Here is a 16,873-nt window from a genome sequence, read left to right on the forward strand (position 1 = left end):
AAAGTTTTTGCTTATTTGCTTCCTCATTTCTTCATTTTAAAAGTTCACAAAGTTCTTGAATCGTTGCATAGAACTCATTAACAATGTCTGTAATTATTTCCTTCACGGGCTTAATCTCATTTATCAATCCTACACATTGACCTGCCATGAACGAGCCTTCTTCAATATTGCCATCAACTACCGCTTTTCTTAAGCTTCCAACTAAAACTTCTTCAGCTTCCTGAAGATTCTTTGTTTCTAACTCTTTCACTTTTTTCGCGAACCTTGTCTCAATTACCCTGGCAGGATGTCCAAGTGGAGCGCCTGTGATTACAGTATCTCGTATAGATGATTTTATGATAAGCTTTTTGAAATTCTCATGTGTGTCTGCTTCTGTTGAAGCGATGAATCTTGTTCCCATTTGGATGCCCTCAGCACCAAGTGCAAACATCGCAGCCATGGATTTTCCATCGGCTATTCCCCCAGCTGCAATGACTGGTATTTTCACGGCCCTACACACAGCGTTTACCAGGACTAACGTGGTAACCTCTCCAATATGACCTCCCGATTCCATACCTTCGGCAATAACTGCATCTGCCCCTATACGTTCCATCATCTTCGCCATATTGTCCGAAGCAACAACAGGTAAGACCTTAACCCCAGCTTCTTTCAACTTTGACATATACTTTGAAGGATTACCAGCTCCAAATGTCACAACAGGCACTTTCTCCTCTATAACTAAATCAACCAGCTCATCAGCATACGGTGATACTAGTATTATGTTTACTCCGAAAGGCTTATCTGTTAATTTACGGATGGTATCGATAGCCTCTTTTAGCTGTGCTCTGTTCATCGCACCGGAACCTATAACTCCTAACCCTCCAGCATTCGAAACGGCAGCTGCTAGCTTTGGAGTCCCAGCCCACGACATACCTCCCATGATAATTGGATATTCGATGTTCAACAGCTGGCAAATTCGATTATTTTCCTTGAAGTTCATCTTCCATCCGCCTCACTTTGTACTTTATCCTCAACGGCTGATGATGAATCCTTGCCTTCTCCTTTTTTCACTCCCACCATCAATTTTGCTTTTGCGACCAGTTGACCATCGACTTTGGCTTTCCCATCAACAATTACTATAGGTCCTTTCTTGTCTAGCACTTTAACTTCGTATGTCAGCTCACAGTTAGGTCTAACTTCTTTCTTAAACCTCGCTTCGTCTATGCCGATGAAGATGGGTATTGAATTTCTTTCCACATTCTCTAACAACAAAACTCCTGCTGTTTGCGCAAGACCTTCAATAATGTAGACTCCCGGATATATTGGATAGCCTGGGAAGTGACCTTTAAACACCGGTTCATCTTTGGTAACGTATTTTTTTGCAATGATGTAGTCCTCTCCTTGTTCAATCACTTCGTCAACCAAAAGTATAGGGTCTCTGTGGGGCAATATTTTTAGAATTTCTTCTTTTCCTCTTAGTGTTTTCTTTTCATTCATATCTTCCCACCACCAACGAAGCATTGTGTCCACCAAAGCCGAAGGAGTTCTTAATAAAATTCCGTATTTCTACACCTTCAATAGTAGTTCGTGGAATGTTGAAATAATCAGGTCCATCTAACTCTTCCAAATTCGGCATTCCGTGAATAAATCCTTCGTTCATTTGAACGATGGAAGCTATTGTCTCGACAGCACCTGCTGCACCTAATAAATGTCCTGTTAATGTCTTCATTGAGTTGACATAAATATCCTTGACCCTCTCACCGAAGACATTTTCTATAGCTTTCAACTCTACTTCGTCACCAGCGGGTGTACTTGTTGCATGACAACTCACAAAGTCAATCTCGTTAATCGAAAGTGCTGCATCCTCAATTGCCATCTTCATTACTTTTGTTGACCCTCTTGCTTCAGGATCCGGAGCACTAAAATGGTATGCATCATCATTCATCGCATAACCCTTTATCTCGGCTATAATTTTCGCACCACGTGCCCTTGCAAATTCCTCGCTTTCCAGTACTAAAACTCCCGCTCCTTCCCCCATCACAAACCCATCTCTTCCTTTATCAAAAGGTCTAGACGCCTTTTTAGGTTCGTCGTTTCTCGTTGAGAGTGCTCGCATAGACGCAAATCCAGAGATGGGAAGTGGTGCAATTGTAGCTTCTGAGCCACCAACTATTGCGACATCTGCGTAACCGTGCCGAATCAGCATTGCACCTAACGCTATTGAATGAACAGATGTTGCACATGCGCTTACGGGAGCAAAGTTTGGACCTTTTAATCCAAATTCCATTGCTATCACACCGCTCGCCATGTTTATAAGAATCATTGGAATCAAGAATGGACTTACTCTTTCAGGACCTTTCTCTTTCATTACTTCGTTTTGTTCTGCAAGTGTCAGGAATCCGCCCATACCAGACGAAACCAGCACTGCGACTCTTTCCTCAATTCCATTGAAATCTAACCCACTCATAGTTATTGCTTGTCTTGCAGCTGCAATGGCAAACTGATTGAACCTATCAAGACGCTTAGCAAGTTTTCTGTCCATGTACTCTTCAGGTTTAAAATCCCTTACTTCGGCAGCAATTTGTACTGGGAGGTTCGAGGCATCGAAAGATGTTATCTTGTCAATACCAATGTGCATATTTCTCAAATTTTGAGCAAATGTTTCCAAAGAACACCCAATTGGAGAGATAACACCAATTCCAGTAACTACAACTCTTCTTTTCAAAATCTCCACCCCCTTCTTCCTTAATAATCTTCTTTTTCAAAGGACTAAATCTCTACTTTTTCACCAATCACCATTCCAAATGCTTCCGGTCCTACATGTGCAGCTATTGCCGCACCGATATTTGAAATTCCGAGTACAGCCTTTTCATCAAAATTTGCAATCAATTTGTCCAAATAGTTTTTCATACTTTCGATAGTAAAACCACCAATAATAGAGTAGTGTCGTGCAATACCTTTTTGATTCACAAAGTCTTGCGCTATCTTTGCCATAGAAGAAACCCCTGATTCCAAAGTCCTCACTGTTCCCAAGGTGTTAACTTCACCTTCGTTATCTGTTGTAAGGATAGGCTTTATGTTAAGTAATTTCCCAAAGAAAGCCTTTGCCTTTCCTATGCGACCACCCCTGTATAGATATTCAAGCGTTGGCACAAAGAAAACAAGCTGCGAGTTCTCAACTGCTTTGTCAATATCCTTTTGTGTTAGATTACCATTTTTTCTCACAAGTTCCATAGCTTTCAAAAGAACGTATCCTTGCTTTATTGAAGCAGTTTTTGAGTCTAAAACTACGATATTCTTGGCCCCGAGCGAACTGACAACACTTTGAACAATGTCGTACGTATTACTTAGCTTTGAAGAAATCGTTATAACATATACTTTTTCACTACTTTCAGATGCTTCTTTTAGAACTCTCTCCACAGCTTTGGGTTTAGGTAGAGAGGTTGTGGCAACCTCACCTTGTAGTTCAATTCGATAAAGCTCTTCAGGATTCAGTGTAACTTTGTCCTCATATTCTTCATTACGTCCATACACTCTGAGCGGGAGAATTTTCAATTCAAAAGGCAAATTAATACCTGCCGGTAAATCACATCCAGAATCTGTTATAAAAGTGACCATGCTATCTCACCTCTTGTACTGACGTGTGGTCTTTTTCAGAAAGAATTATACTCCATACAACAAAATTAGTCAATATAAAACTTTTTGATTGCCTCTAACATTATTATTGACAAAAAACAATTATTGTGGTATATTAACTTTTGTCAAATATGGAGATGTTTTTATAGTAGGTATCAAATTTACCAAGTTAAAAGGGGGAATGCTTATGGATTTGGAAAAAAGAGTGTGTGAAATCGTAGCAGAACAACTTGGGTTGGATATCTCGGAAGTTACACCAGACAAGAACTTGATGGAAGACCTCGGTGCTGATTCTCTTGATGTTGTAGATTTAGTTATGGCTTTTGAAGATGAGTTTGGTGTGAAGATAAGCGATCAAGACTTGTCGAAGATAAAAACGGTAAAGGATGTTGTGGAAGCAATAAGACTTCGCTCATAATTCTTATTAAGAAGAAAGATTAATAGAAGACTTACAAGACCCTGGCGTAGCCCAGGGTCTTTGTTTTTTTATCATTTTTTATGGAATTTTTATAGAAAGTCAGAAAATATTTCAAACAGAAATTTCTTTTTGTTTGGTATAATTATATTGTCGTCTGTAATCAACCTATTATGGAGGGTGAGAACAATTGAAAATACTTGGTCATAGAGGGTTGCCTGTATTGTATAAAGAAAACACACTCCAATCGTTACTTGCACCATTCTCCTTTGGAGCTGATGGTATAGAAACAGATGTCAGATTAACAAAAGACGGTGTCCCTGTTTTAATCCACGACGAAACCCTGACCAACTTTTGTGGCGCTGGCGTTAGGGTCGGTGATTTAACACTTGCCGAGTTAAAAGAATACAAAAGTAATGGTGAAACAATTCCGACACTTGAGGAATTTCTCAAATTAGCACCTAAAAACAGATGTTTAAATATTGAAGTTAAAGAATACGAAGCGGGAGAATTGTCGGTGCTGATCTGTAAAACATTTTACGAAGGGGAAATCATATTCAGTTCTTTCAACCATCGCTTAATCAATGAATTAAAAGAAAGGTACAGTGGTTTAAAATTCGGCTACCTTTTTGACGAACAACATATAAGTATGAGTGACGAGGAAATACTTGCGCTATTTGACAAAAATACTTATAGTGCCCATTTACCCGTAATTGGTTTGCTTTACTTCCCGGAACGATTGGTAAATATTATTAAGGAATTAAAGAAAAGGGAAATTAAGATAGTATTGTGGACAGTTAATAGTAAAAATGACATTGCAAGGATTACTGAATATGTGGATTATGTTATAACAGACGATGTAAGAATTTTCCTGTGAGTGCTTTCAAACGTTTGAAAAATCACTTGGAGGGTTGCGTGATGTATAAAATCATTGTGCTCCTAATAAGTATGCTTGCAATCATATTCGTTTGGTTTAACTACACCTCAACAACTGTGGGTTTCATCTATAATCCTATAACAAACGCCGCTGAGTATCTAGGTCTCAAGAATTATAGAGTAAATTTTGTTGCTTCCAATATTGACAGTGATTTAGAGAAGTTTTTCAAATATCTCTCGAGCCGAGGTGTTAAATTTGTGGTAGGTCCTTCCATGTCGGTTGATGGAAAAAAAGTTCTTCCATTTCTTAAAAAATACAATATTTTAGCACTCTCACCCACTATCACTTCCACAGAATTGCTAAAATCCGGTTATATTTACTCGCTTATGCCGCCAAATAAATCTATCGTTTTGGCATTTCAAGAATATTTGGAAAAGTTGGGATGCAGTAACCTTTTGTTAGTACTTGACGATTCAAATAGAGAATACAGCGACGAGTTTAAAAGCCTTTTAAATTACTTTCCCGGAGATTTTGTTTATTACCAAGAATTATCCTCCATCAAGAATGTCCCTGTTGAAAAGTACGATACTGCTGTTCTTACAACTGTAGAAAAAGATTCCTTCGAAATAATAAAGTTTTTGAAAACAAAAAATCCAAAGATCAGAATATTTGCCACGGAAGCTTCTTTCAGCAAGGAATTCCTGAGACTTGGAGGCATTTTTTTAGAAGATACATATTTCTTGGTTCCCAAGTTGCATTCAACAGAAGGAGTTGAATTGGTAATGATTGAAAATTGGGTTGACTTTATTCAAAAACACAGGTTTCTAAGCACTCAACAATTCAAGCGTTTTATCAACACACATATTATCAAAGTGGGTGAAAGATACGTTTATTTCACAGAGGAAGGGGTCAAAGAAGATCTTCAACTTTACGTAGTCAAAGATGGTAAATTCAAGGAGGTTCAGTAAAGTGGATAAAACAACAAGAATTGGAGCCATTGTCAACGGAATAATTGTGACAGTTTTTATCCTGCTGTTAACTGCTTTTTATATTAGACTTGATAAGGAAGCTTTGAGAGATTTAAATGATTTTTCCGAAATGCTTGACAGCTACATTGAAAATCGCATTGGCGTTGTTGTTGAATTACCAAAAGACTTAAAAATCAACGGTTCAGACTATTCTCAGAATTTGAAAATAGGTCCCAATTCTTATTTGAAAGGCATATTTGTCAAAGGTTATTCACTTAAGTACGTTTATGAAGAGAAAGATAACCTGTTTTTATTAGAAATACCTATTTCATTGATTAGATTCCCAACACGCGAATTCAAGATTATTGTTGAGGTAGATGGAAGAGTTGTCTATTCATCTGAAAGAGGATTGATTGGTAATTTAGTTAATAGCAGTTTTAATAATTTTACAGACTTTCTAGGGAAATCCGGAACAACGAAATACAAATTTAACGTAAGAATCTCGCCAAATCCAGATGTTTTACTTTCAAGCGTCTTCTTCAATTTTCTATGGGGATTGATTCCTTGGGTAGCCTTAGTGACTCTGAACAACATTCACGCGCGCAAAGAAAAAGACCTTGAAAAAGCTGCTTCCGCATTGCAAGGTATAATTTCAGATATGATTCTCAGAGTAGAAACTGGCGAATATCTAGAGTACAACCCAATTGAAACGAAACACGAACCCTTGTTAAAAGTTCAAAATGCTATTCACAATTTATTTTCACGTTATACGGAAGCAATCGCTGGATTTAAATCAACGACCGAAGAATTGGAAAACACAATGGCACAAATAGAGGAAATGCAATCGGCTTTGGAAGAGCGAAATTTCCTTTTGATAAATACACTTGCCGAAACTGTTGAACTCAAAGACATAGGCACGGGAGAACATTCAAAAAAGGTTATGCAACTATCACTTGCACTAGCAACAAAACTCAACATAACCGACCCAGAAGAGCTCAACGCAATAAAATACGGGGCGATACTTCATGACGTAGGAAAAATAGGTATACCCGACCAGATACTTTTGAAACCTGGGAAACTTAGTCCAGAAGAGTTTGAAATAATGAAAACTCATACCATATTAGGAGAAAGGGTCGTTTCGCAAATTCCGGGATGGGAACTTGTGGCAGATGTTGTCCGGCATCATCATGAAAATATCGATGGAAGTGGCTATCCGGATGGGCTTTCGAAAGGTACATTGAGTCTCAGAGCACAAATAGTTTCTTTGGTCGATGTGTTCACTGCGTTGACAGAAGATAGACCTTACAGAAAGGCCTTGAGTCCTTTGGAAGCTCTTGAACTAATGCAAAGCATGGTTGGAACAAAGTTTGACCGTGAATTGTTTGAAAAATTCAAAGAAGTTGTTGTGGAGCATATGGAATTTTCAGGACTTTCAAAAGACAAGTCTGAAGCAGAGGAAATAAGCGATTCAGAAGGTGGTTATTTAGCATGAAATCCCAGAAATTGTCTCTTTTGCTCGCTACGATTTTCTGCATACTGTTTGTCATCACTTACCTTTACAATGTGAATCTCGTCTCGCATCTACAAAGGTTCCAAAAGATAGTAAAAGCTTACGAATTATACGTGTCTGACAGTAAAGACTTTTCCAAATACGTTGAGGACAATAATTTAGAAGAATTGTCTTATCTCGTTGAAAAACAGATAAAATCACAAGTAAGAGCGAAAATAGACGCTGCAAAACAGGCTTTCAGGAGTGGCAATTACGCCGATGCTGCTAAATTACTTAGGGAGATTAAGGATATTGAAAATCCCTGGCTTGATGAGGTATACTTTTATTTGGGCTCGTCATTGTACAAAATTGGGGAAATTGAGAGCGCAAAATTCTACTTGTCTTCATTTTTAGACAATTTTAAGTATTCTATATACCGTAAGGAAGCACTTTTGATGCTACGGGAATTTTCTGATGGTGAGCTTAAGAAAAAAGTCGAAGAAACTTTAAATAGCATGGAAGAATTTAAAAAATAGGAATCGGAGGAAAAAGAATGGTTCTTAGAGATGTCCAAAGCGAATACGATTTGAGAAACGTATACCTAAAAAGAGTAGGAGTAAAAGGTGTTAGGTATCCTATCGTGGTTCTCGATAAGACAAATGGTGTTCAATCAACAATTGCAACGATAAATATGTACGTAGACCTTCCACAAAACTATCGAGGAACGCATATGAGTAGGTTTATCGAAGTTCTTAACGAATATCACCTAGAGATAAATCCTAAACGAGTGAGAGATATCTTACACAAACTTAAGGACGTTTTAAATGCTAAGAGAGCAGTTATAGAAGTTGAATTTCCTTACTTTATTAAAAAGCAGGCACCAGTAACAAAGAGCGAAAGTTATCTTGAATATATCTGTACTTTTGAAGCAGAAATATTCGATAGTAGGTTTGACTTTTTAACTTCGGTTGTAGTTCCAATACACACACTATGTCCATGTTCAAAAGAAATCAGCGATAGAGGTGCGCACAATCAAAGAGCTATATGTAAAGTATCTTACGAAAGTAGAGAAATGATATGGATAGAAGACATCATAGAGATTGTGGAAAAATCGGCGAGCGCACCTATATTCACCTTACTTAAAAGGCCAGATGAGAAGTATGTAACAGAGCTCGCCTACGACCATCCAAAATTTGTAGAGGACGTAGCGAGAGATGTTGCACTTGAGTTGAAAAAGTATGATAAAATAAAATGGTATAGAGTAGAAGTTGAAAGCTTTGAGTCGATTCATGCACACAATGCCTACGCGTGCGTAACAAGTGACGAATTACAAGGGTAAAGCCGAGCATTTACGAGAAGGTGATTATATGGATGAGCAAAAAATCAACAAGATACTTACATACATGGGGTTTGCAGCTAGAGCGAATAAGATTGCTTTTGGAAAGGATATGTTAAAGGAATACCTAAGCGATAAAAGGTTGCGTAAAAAAGTATTAATTGTGGCAAAAGATGCTGGGGAAAGGGTAAAGAAGGACCTAAAGATAAGATGTGAAATAAACAATGTTCCATATATCGAAATTGCGGACAAAAAAACTCTTGCAAAAGCTGTAGGAAAAATTAATCTGTCAGCAGTGGGAATTCTTGATGAAAATCTTGCTGAAGCAATTATTAAACTGGTTCACGCCGAATAAAATGCTTTCATCAGGGAATTTCCACCTTCCAAGGGGGTAAAAACTATGGAAGAGAAAATAGTTACTCTTGCGGAATTTCCACTTATAGATTTTGTTGAGTTAGTAAACATGGTTTTTTCCGACTACGTAATTCCAATAAACTGGAACGTTCTATCATTTAAGATGGATGCTAGAGAAAACTCTATTTCCTTCAGCGATTCCTTTGTGTTCCTCAAGGATAATGAACCTGTAGGCTTTATTCTTGTCGCAATACGTGGAAACAGAGCAAGAATAGACGCAATGGGTGTTGTGCCAAACGAACGTGGAAAAGGCTTGGCAGATAGAATATTGAAACATACATTTAGGCATTTAAAGATGAAAAACATTGATCACGTAACACTCGAAGTTGCAGCTGCAGACGAACGAGCTCTAAGATTCTACGATAAAAACGGATTCAGAAAGTTGAGAAATCTTGACACATTTGTTCTAGAGAATCCCCAAGAATATGATGTACACTACTCTGTCCTTCAAACTGACAACAGACTAGTTTACTCAATTGCGCTGAGTAACGAGATAAATATACCAAGAAAGGTAAATTGGCAACGTGAACCAATAACATTGATGCTGTCTGACGGAAGATACAACTTGGTTAGATTACACTCCAAAAACATCGAAGGATACTTGGTTTGGGGCAAAACAGACGAAAATTCTTCCTACATAGTCGACTGCGCACCGAGGTCTCCAGCACCTGAAGATTGGGATTTGGTTGTGAAGGTTTCTGTTGATTATATAGTAAAGAATACAAGGCCGTCAATAATATCTGTAGTTGCTGTAGCTGAAGATGATTTACTACACAGTGCTTTGGAAAAGAATGATTTCAAGATATTGTTAACACAATACGAAATGGTAAGAAAACTGTAGCTACCGTTAGTTTTTATAACTGAAGTAATAGATTTTAGTAAACCTTGGACAAAACTGTTCCCGGATAAAAGAATTCTAATATAGTAACGTAATCCCAGCCGTAATCCTTTGCTAGAAAGTTTGCAGCCACCTGGCTCATACCTATTCCATGTCCAAATCCTCCACCGTAAAGCACCACCTTTTCCGCATAACCATCATCGTTCCTAATAACATCTATGGTAAAAAAGAAACTCGGAAGCGAAGTGAAATCTGATCTGACTATGCCATTTTGTAATACCACCTTTTTCCCATTCGGTGAGAATAGTTTTAGTACTTGCTCGTCTGCTATTTTATACAATCTTTTATTTGTCTCTACGACTACTTCTTTGACATACTTTCCAGGGGTTCTTTGAGTAATATAAATGTTAACGATTCTTTCTTGTTGTTCATTTGAACCGTAGTCTTCGCTATTTTGTTGGTGTATGTTCTGAAATTGCTCGGTTGTAATCGTCTGATCCTGTATCTCCGGAAGATTATTCAAAAGTGTAGAGAAATCATTTCCTAATTCAGAGATGCTTGTTACATCTGCTTCTGCTAAAAGCTTGGGTTTTAAGACAAGATTAACAAAGTCGGCTAATAACTCAGTTGGCTTGTATTTGGCTTTTAAAATGACCGCATTTTCAAGGTCTAAAGTTTTTGTGTCTTTAAGAGATTTGAGGATTGGTAGGAGCTCTTCTGAAAAGTATTCCACCTTCCAGCGGAAATAACCGTTACTAGCTTCTGGGAAACCCAAATCTCTTAACAATGAAACATTCCAATTTTTTAGAAAATTAAGTAATGCCATTTCATCATCAAGTAAAAGTGTGATTTCCCTCTCAACAGCCATTAGCTTTGGTGGTAAATAACTTATTTTCGCTTTAAAGACATCCGCAGAACTCATGGAATGACCGCCTGATGCAGCGTAATAAAATGTTTCCGCTGGTTTATTAAGGTGCATAAGGATCCAACCTTCAGTTTCTATAACAGCTTTGGAAGCTTTTTCGTTAGGTTTCTGGAAATTGTAAGCTTGAAAGTTTGTAGAATCATCAATATTCGCACCTAATCTTGCGTATCTTCTATCAGATAGGATTTTATTCAAAGTATAAGTTCGAGCTGTCACAGCTTGTGCTTTCAATGCTTCAGGATGATAGGTGCTCGGCATTTCGCTTGATACAACACTTCTTAGATATTCTTCTACTGGTAAATCATTGATTATGCTGAGTCCGCCACTATCGTTTACAAATATCTCAAAGCTTCCAGAATATTTATTCCTGCTCTTTTCAATAATCTCTATTGATGAATCCTTAGACAGTGGTTTTATGTAGAAACGTGAACTTTTTTCAAAAGGTCCAATTATCCCGTCTCCGGTTTCAATAATGAGTCCATCGGATTGATTCTGAAATCGAACAACGTGCCCAGACTGAAGTTTCATAACTTGGTAATACGTCTTGTCAAAGACAAAAAGCAAATAATCTTGCTGAGGCTTCACAGTAACGTGTTCAAAACTACTTGACAGCAATCCGCCAACAGAAGTCTGTTGTGAACTCAAGAGAACGCGAACTCTTGAAGGAAAGTTTTCTTCGTAATTAATACTAGTTATTTCACCGTTTTCAAACATGAGATACAAGTCGCTGATCCCAGGAAATAGTACATTTGACCAACTTGCATTAGTTTTTCCGTTGAGTGATAGACTTTTTGACAGTTTGTATTTTCCCTCACGCTCAAAAATAATCTCACGTGTGTTAATATCGAAAGCAATTAATTTTGATACTTTTGCCAAATTATTCAACAAAGCTGGAGTTCCTTTTTTGAAGGAAGCCATCAAAGGGTAAAATCGACCAGGTTGGATTTTTAACTCCGTAGTAGAAAGTGATGTCTCAGTAGGATTAGAAGTAGCATTGCTTTCTGCTACTATGTCAACTTTGTAACTGCCTGGAACTATATCAATCAGTAATGGAAAGACACTCGTATCTAGGAGTTCATTAAATACTGCGCTTACAGAATCATTGGAGGTGATTAAAATTCTTTTCCCGCTAAGTGCTTCTATCTTGTCAACGTCTAATGTGATAAGCAGTTTCGACATATTATGTTTAAGATGAACTTCTATATCTTGAGTTAAAGAACTGTAGTCTACTGTAGCCGTAGCCACACCTGTGAAATAAATGTCTTTTCCAACTATTACGAATACGCTAACTTCATAAACCCCTTGTTGTGAAACGTTTAGGCTTAAAATTGGAGAAGTTGAGGTATATCTTTCAAAATAATTCTCACCAGAGATAGTAATTTCATAAACATAAGAAAGTTCAACATTGGTGCTTTTCAAATTGTTTATCAGAGTATCAGGTCCATTGTCATTCGGAAATTTCAGTGAGACATTAAGCGTGAAACTTTCTTGACCAAAAGTAAATACATTAACGAGTAGCGCTAACAGAACAATCGCGCACATAAAAAACTGTTTTCCCACACTGACACCCCTCTGCAAACTTCCTAACTTTTCCCCAAACTTTGGTTGCGATAGTTTTTAAAATTGTAGATAGGAAAACAAATTTTCTCATAAAAAACACTTTGAATATGACACCAAGAACTGTCAAGAGCCATACAATGATAAGGAATACCCTCCCTATGGTTTCCCTTAAATCACAGCAGAAATTATCTTTGCAACACCACCTTAAACTGATGCAATTACTATCAAAACAGCGGTCCCCGGCAACGCTTAATAAAGTTCCGATCCCATGCGTTATAGAATTTGCTACCCCTTCCTTTAAAAATACTTTTCAATATTATTTTTTGTCTTTCATCTTGAAACCTCTTGAGACCTCTCCACTCGAATTTGTATATTGTATATGATTGTATATACTTAATAACTTAACAACAGGGCCATTGGGAAAATCACAATCCCAATGGCCCTTAGAATAGCCACTGATTTCATACATTTAGAAAGCCAAAATCTCAAATATTCTCGTTTTCTGTTAAAACATCAGCAACCTTGATATTAACACTTTCTACAATCATACCGGTCATTTCTTCTACTTTTGACTTCACATGACATGCAACATTGTTAGAAAATTCTATGAAATTCAAACCAAACTTTGCCGGCAGTTGGATTGAGAATTTTACCCTCTCCTTCTCTTCTTCTTCCGACAGTTGAGGCTTTTCAACAATAACGTTACTCTTTTTGAAACTAACCGCCTTTTCAGCATCCTCTAATCCGAAAAACTCGCAGACAGTTCTGTAAACTATCTCTTGATAAACGTTCGCATTAATCTCTATTCTTCCCATATAACTACCTCCTTTAAGAGAATAATCACTTAACTTCCGTCACATGCATGTTGACCTCCACATTTTCTAACGCGAGGTGTTTTTTGAATGACTCTATTATCTTTTCTTTCAGCATAGCAAATGTTTCTGGAATGTTTATACCATAACCAATAGCAACATAAAGGTCCACTGTAATACTTGCTTCGTCTTCGTTAATTACAACGTTGGACTCTTCAGATGAAAATACATTTAGGACCTTCTGTAACCAGTTCTTAGCTGCAACATTCAACCTGTCTGAAAGTTCGGTTAACGCATAGTAGACTATTTTCTTTAATGCTTTTTCGGTTACTTCAATTTCTCCACACGTCCCTTGAAATTTCATTGTACTCACCTCCAAAATGATCAGCTTCTGTTAAAATTACATAACTAAACGCAGTATAAGTTAAATTTGTCTGTATTAATTTTACCACATTGTTAATACAAAGTCAAGTAAAGTGAATTCCGCCAAAGTTGCCTTTACAGTTATCATCTAATTGCCTTATTTTCTGATCCATGGGAAGAAATAATGCAAGAAAAACAGTCCAATTAAGATAAATCCAAAAATTCTGTTGTAAACTATCCACTTCTTACCAACCTTGTTTTTAAACAAGAAACCTAAAAATGCAAAAAAGTATACCCATCCAAAGAATAAGACCAGTGTGTAATTTTATCGTTCCCAAAGCTAAATAACCGTGGATAAATCCGAGTACTTTGTACACCATCTATTCCCAACTCCGCTTAAGTTATTTTCAGTTCATCATAAATCCCACAATTAACCACTCTTTGCGAGGTTGACCATTGTAAACCGTTCCTGCTTTTATTCCTTGTGCATTTTTGGACACGTCGTACACAAGATCTCCAACAATAACAAAAGGTTTACCATCTTTTCCGTTAAATTTAGAGATGGTTTCGTCGTTGAAGACATATAATCCAATAGGATACAACTTGCTGAGCAAATTAACATGTCCTTGAAGCGAGAGTATTTCACTCGTGAGATCTACTCCCATATCATGACCATAATGTTCACCACCTGTAAATTTTCTTGACTGAGTAGCATCATGAACGATACCATAAACAGAAACATAGATTTTCTTTTGTTGCTTTCCGTCGTATTTAATCAGCTCATCTGGGGTGAAAACAAGAACACCGTAGGATGGGAACGATTTTATTTTGGAAATGCCATGTGGTGAGAGTTTTAAGATGTCGTAAGTCAAATCCTGACCAGCAACGTGCTTATTTTTATGCGTTCCTCCTGCCCATGATTTTGAAGCAGAAAGATTGTAAACTATCCCGTTAACAGCAACCATTATAGGTGCGTTTTTTCCATTGTACTTCGAAAGTTCAGAAATCGTAACACCAAGAATTCCAACAATCTTATCGTTTGAAAGAAGCTTTGGATCTACCTCTGATAACGTGACAAATTTTTTAGCTGGTGCGGAAGTTCCAAGGTTATATACAACACCTTCCACAGAAATCCATCCTGAAGTCTTCTGCAAGGTTTCAGAGGAAATTATTTTGTATTCTCCTTTGAACTTCTGAATGTTAAAAAACTTATCAAGATGCCCAGCAAATAAAAAACTTGTAAAGATAGCTAAACCCATTAAGACAAAAATCGGTCTGTACTTACTCATACTTTCACCTCCTAGTTGAATGTTGGAAACTTTGGACTTATTCCAACAAAAAACCTTAGAAAACTGATTAAACCTTTAATTCTTTAAAAATATAAGCAGAGATATGTTTACACTATTATTACATAGTATACCATACAGCAAACAATATAAAAAAATTTAATTAAACCACTTAGAACAGGGTAATTAGAGCTACTTTCGTTTTAAAAGTGTGAAAAAATCAATATTTTCCAAAACACAATTTACAAGAAACCGTGCTTTTTAAAACATTGTCCTAAACTTTCAAATAGATAATGTTAGACTGTGTTAAAAACGTGGTATAATTTTAGTGGTTCTAATTGTGTATTCATATGTTATCAAGCTATTATCTTCAGTTATGCCATAATTTCCTTCAAAAAAGGGGGATGTGAGAATGGGCTTCACAGGTCCTATAAAATTCCAGAAACAACCTATGATGAGGAAGATGCTCTATGCACTCACACCTATTCTGATGTTTTCCATCTTTGCATATGGATTGCGTGTTATCTGGTTAGGGTTTTGGGTTCTTCTCACAGCTATCTTTGTCGAATACTTGTTTGAAAAACGTAAAAACAAACCTGTGAGCGAGGCAGTTCTTGTAACAGCTATGTTATTTTTGCTTTCTTTGCCACCTTCTGTCCCCTTTTGGGTTGCAATAATAGGAATCGCCTTTGGTGTGGCTTTTGGAAAAGAGGTATACGGCGGATTTAGTAGGAACGTCTTTAATCCTGCAATCGTTGGTAGATTATTCATATACATAACCTTCCCACTTTATATGACATCTGGTTGGTTCAAGCCATCTTTGTTTGGCTTGGATGCAGCGACTTCTGCAACTCCATTACAAATTCTCAGAGATGGTCAGAATGTGGATTTATTGAATTTGTTACTTGGTTGGCGGGCTGGGGCCATGGGTGAAGCACCCGTTTTACTCATATTATTGGCGGCAATTTATTTGATATGGACAAAGACTGCAAACTGGAGATTGATGATTTCAACTTATGGTTCCGCCGTGCTTCTTACTTTTTTGTTGGATCTTTTCAACGTTCCAAAATCGTTACCTACAATTCCTGCAATGCTTTCCGGAAGTTTGCTTTTTATTACTGTTTTCATGGCAACAGAACCTATAACTGCACCCAAGAAAATTAAGTCAATGTGGATATATGGAATAATTATAGGTTTATCTGGAGTAGTTATTCGAACGTTTTCCTTATTTTCCGAAGGATGGAGTTTTGCAATACTGATTGGAAACATGTTTGCTCCTCTTCTCGATGAGATTATTAAGGACAAAAAAGTTAAAAAACCAGTAAAGAGCGTAAACAATGATGCTTCTGAAAAGAAGGTGGAAGCATGAGATTCGATAGGGATAGTAAATTTTACACTGTGACTTTCACATTCATTGTGTCATTCGTCTTTCTTATTGTCCTTTCTGGTTTAAATGCTATGACATCACAGCAAGTGAAAAAGAATCAAGAATTGTTCATGGTTCGGGCTGTTCTTAATGCCATGGGCATCCCATATGAGAACGATGAAGAAGCCATTAATGTTTTCAAATCAAAAATTACAGTGGAAATGAAAGATTCATACAGTCTGTTTTCTTCGGAAGTGGATGGTGAGACAGTTTATGCCATTCTCTTTAACGGAAGTGGTCTGTGGGGAAATATTTCAGGCGTGCTAGCTGTTGATAGCAATGTTTCAAGAATCGTAGGAATAGATTTTATCTCACAGAGTGAAACACCTGGTCTCGGAGGTCGAATTGAGGAAAGTTGGTTCAAAGAACAATTTCGAAACGAAGCGATAGTGAATGATAAGATAGTGGTGTCAACTGCGAAGGTATCTGACTCGAAGGATGATGGACTAGTTGATGCAATAACTGGCGCTACGTTAACATCTAAATCTATAGAAAAGATAATTGCAACGTATATACCTGTTCTTAAATCGTTACTGGGGGTGAACTGAA

18 protein-coding genes are annotated in these 16,873 nt (G+C 37.2%); 10 read left to right on the top strand and 8 right to left on the bottom strand.

Annotated features, from left to right (window positions below; translation table 11 throughout):
* Window positions 1-31 precede the first annotated feature (31 nt).
* Genes fabK through FERPE_RS04390 form a run of 4 tightly spaced genes read right to left on the bottom strand, consistent with a single transcriptional unit; the run spans window position 32 to window position 3,597 of the window.
* Window positions 32-979 carry an enoyl-[acyl-carrier-protein] reductase FabK gene (gene fabK / locus FERPE_RS04375; RefSeq protein WP_014451443.1) on the bottom strand — a complete coding sequence of 316 codons (948 nt, stop codon included), beginning with the start codon at window positions 977-979 and terminating at the stop codon, window positions 32-34.
* Window positions 976-1,476, bottom strand: coding sequence for a 3-hydroxyacyl-ACP dehydratase FabZ (gene fabZ, locus FERPE_RS04380; protein ID WP_052312844.1), 501 nt, complete (start codon window positions 1,474-1,476; stop codon window positions 976-978). The genes fabK and fabZ overlap by 4 nt, the downstream gene beginning before the upstream one ends.
* A complete protein-coding gene (gene fabF / locus FERPE_RS04385) occupies window positions 1,469-2,704 on the bottom strand; it encodes a beta-ketoacyl-ACP synthase II (RefSeq protein WP_014451445.1) in 1,236 nt (411 codons plus the stop codon). The genes fabZ and fabF overlap by 8 nt, the downstream gene beginning before the upstream one ends.
* A gap of 44 nt (window positions 2,705-2,748) precedes the next feature.
* Window positions 2,749-3,597 carry a DegV family protein gene (locus tag FERPE_RS04390; protein ID WP_014451446.1) on the bottom strand — a complete coding sequence of 283 codons (849 nt, stop codon included), beginning with the start codon at window positions 3,595-3,597 and terminating at the stop codon, window positions 2,749-2,751.
* 205 nt (window positions 3,598-3,802) lie between these two features.
* Between FERPE_RS04390 and acpP the strand changes: the two genes are divergently transcribed.
* The 8 genes from acpP (at window position 3,803) to FERPE_RS04430 (ending at window position 9,955) form a co-directional block, all read left to right on the top strand.
* Complete coding sequence (gene acpP, locus FERPE_RS04395) at window positions 3,803-4,033, top strand: acyl carrier protein (protein ID WP_014451447.1); 231 nt, start codon at window positions 3,803-3,805, stop codon at window positions 4,031-4,033.
* A gap of 187 nt (window positions 4,034-4,220) precedes the next feature.
* Complete coding sequence (locus FERPE_RS04400; RefSeq protein ID WP_014451448.1) at window positions 4,221-4,907, top strand: glycerophosphodiester phosphodiesterase family protein; 687 nt, start codon at window positions 4,221-4,223, stop codon at window positions 4,905-4,907.
* Window positions 4,908-4,948: 41 nt separating this feature from the next.
* On the top strand, window positions 4,949-5,875 hold the full coding sequence (locus tag FERPE_RS04405) for a type 1 periplasmic-binding domain-containing protein (RefSeq protein WP_014451449.1): 927 nt from the start codon (window positions 4,949-4,951) through the stop codon (window positions 5,873-5,875).
* Between the two features lies 1 nt (window position 5,876).
* Window positions 5,877-7,367: an HD-GYP domain-containing protein gene (locus FERPE_RS04410; protein ID WP_014451450.1), complete on the top strand. Its 1,491-nt coding sequence runs from the start codon at window positions 5,877-5,879 to the stop codon at window positions 7,365-7,367.
* Window positions 7,364-7,900: a tetratricopeptide repeat protein gene (locus tag FERPE_RS04415; protein ID WP_014451451.1), complete on the top strand. Its 537-nt coding sequence runs from the start codon at window positions 7,364-7,366 to the stop codon at window positions 7,898-7,900. The genes FERPE_RS04410 and FERPE_RS04415 overlap by 4 nt, the downstream gene beginning before the upstream one ends.
* A gap of 17 nt (window positions 7,901-7,917) precedes the next feature.
* A complete protein-coding gene (folE2, locus tag FERPE_RS04420) occupies window positions 7,918-8,703 on the top strand; it encodes a GTP cyclohydrolase FolE2 (RefSeq protein WP_014451452.1) in 786 nt (261 codons plus the stop codon).
* A gap of 28 nt (window positions 8,704-8,731) precedes the next feature.
* A complete protein-coding gene (locus FERPE_RS04425; protein ID WP_014451453.1) occupies window positions 8,732-9,055 on the top strand; it encodes a L7Ae/L30e/S12e/Gadd45 family ribosomal protein in 324 nt (107 codons plus the stop codon).
* Window positions 9,056-9,100: 45 nt separating this feature from the next.
* Window positions 9,101-9,955 (top strand): GNAT family N-acetyltransferase, encoded by an 855-nt coding sequence (locus tag FERPE_RS04430; RefSeq protein WP_014451454.1) that lies wholly within the window; start codon window positions 9,101-9,103, stop codon window positions 9,953-9,955.
* 34 nt (window positions 9,956-9,989) lie between these two features.
* Here the strand turns inward: FERPE_RS04430 and FERPE_RS04435 are convergent, their stop codons facing one another.
* The 4 genes from FERPE_RS04435 to FERPE_RS10230 form a co-directional block, all read right to left on the bottom strand.
* Entirely contained in the window at window positions 9,990-12,437 is a 2,448-nt protein-coding gene (locus tag FERPE_RS04435) for a SpoIID/LytB domain-containing protein (protein WP_014451455.1), read from the bottom strand.
* Window positions 12,438-12,922: 485 nt separating this feature from the next.
* On the bottom strand, window positions 12,923-13,252 hold the full coding sequence (locus FERPE_RS04440) for an Asp23/Gls24 family envelope stress response protein (protein ID WP_014451456.1): 330 nt from the start codon (window positions 13,250-13,252) through the stop codon (window positions 12,923-12,925).
* Window positions 13,253-13,277: 25 nt separating this feature from the next.
* Window positions 13,278-13,613, bottom strand: coding sequence for an Asp23/Gls24 family envelope stress response protein (locus tag FERPE_RS04445; protein WP_014451457.1), 336 nt, complete (start codon window positions 13,611-13,613; stop codon window positions 13,278-13,280).
* Window positions 13,614-14,019: 406 nt separating this feature from the next.
* Window positions 14,020-14,901, bottom strand: a complete 882-nt coding sequence (locus FERPE_RS10230) for a cytochrome b5 domain-containing protein (RefSeq protein ID WP_014451459.1) — start codon at window positions 14,899-14,901, stop codon at window positions 14,020-14,022.
* A gap of 409 nt (window positions 14,902-15,310) precedes the next feature.
* Between FERPE_RS10230 and FERPE_RS04455 the strand changes: the two genes are divergently transcribed.
* Together FERPE_RS04455 and FERPE_RS04460 are read left to right on the top strand one after the other, a co-directional pair.
* Window positions 15,311-16,267, top strand: coding sequence for an RnfABCDGE type electron transport complex subunit D (locus FERPE_RS04455; RefSeq protein WP_014451460.1), 957 nt, complete (start codon window positions 15,311-15,313; stop codon window positions 16,265-16,267).
* Window positions 16,264-16,872, top strand: coding sequence for an FMN-binding protein (locus FERPE_RS04460; RefSeq protein WP_014451461.1), 609 nt, complete (start codon window positions 16,264-16,266; stop codon window positions 16,870-16,872). The genes FERPE_RS04455 and FERPE_RS04460 overlap by 4 nt, the downstream gene beginning before the upstream one ends.
* Window position 16,873 lies beyond the last annotated feature (1 nt).

The sequence above is a fragment of the Fervidobacterium pennivorans DSM 9078 genome (genome assembly GCF_000235405.2).
Lineage (GTDB): Bacteria > Thermotogota > Thermotogae > Thermotogales > Fervidobacteriaceae > Fervidobacterium > Fervidobacterium pennivorans.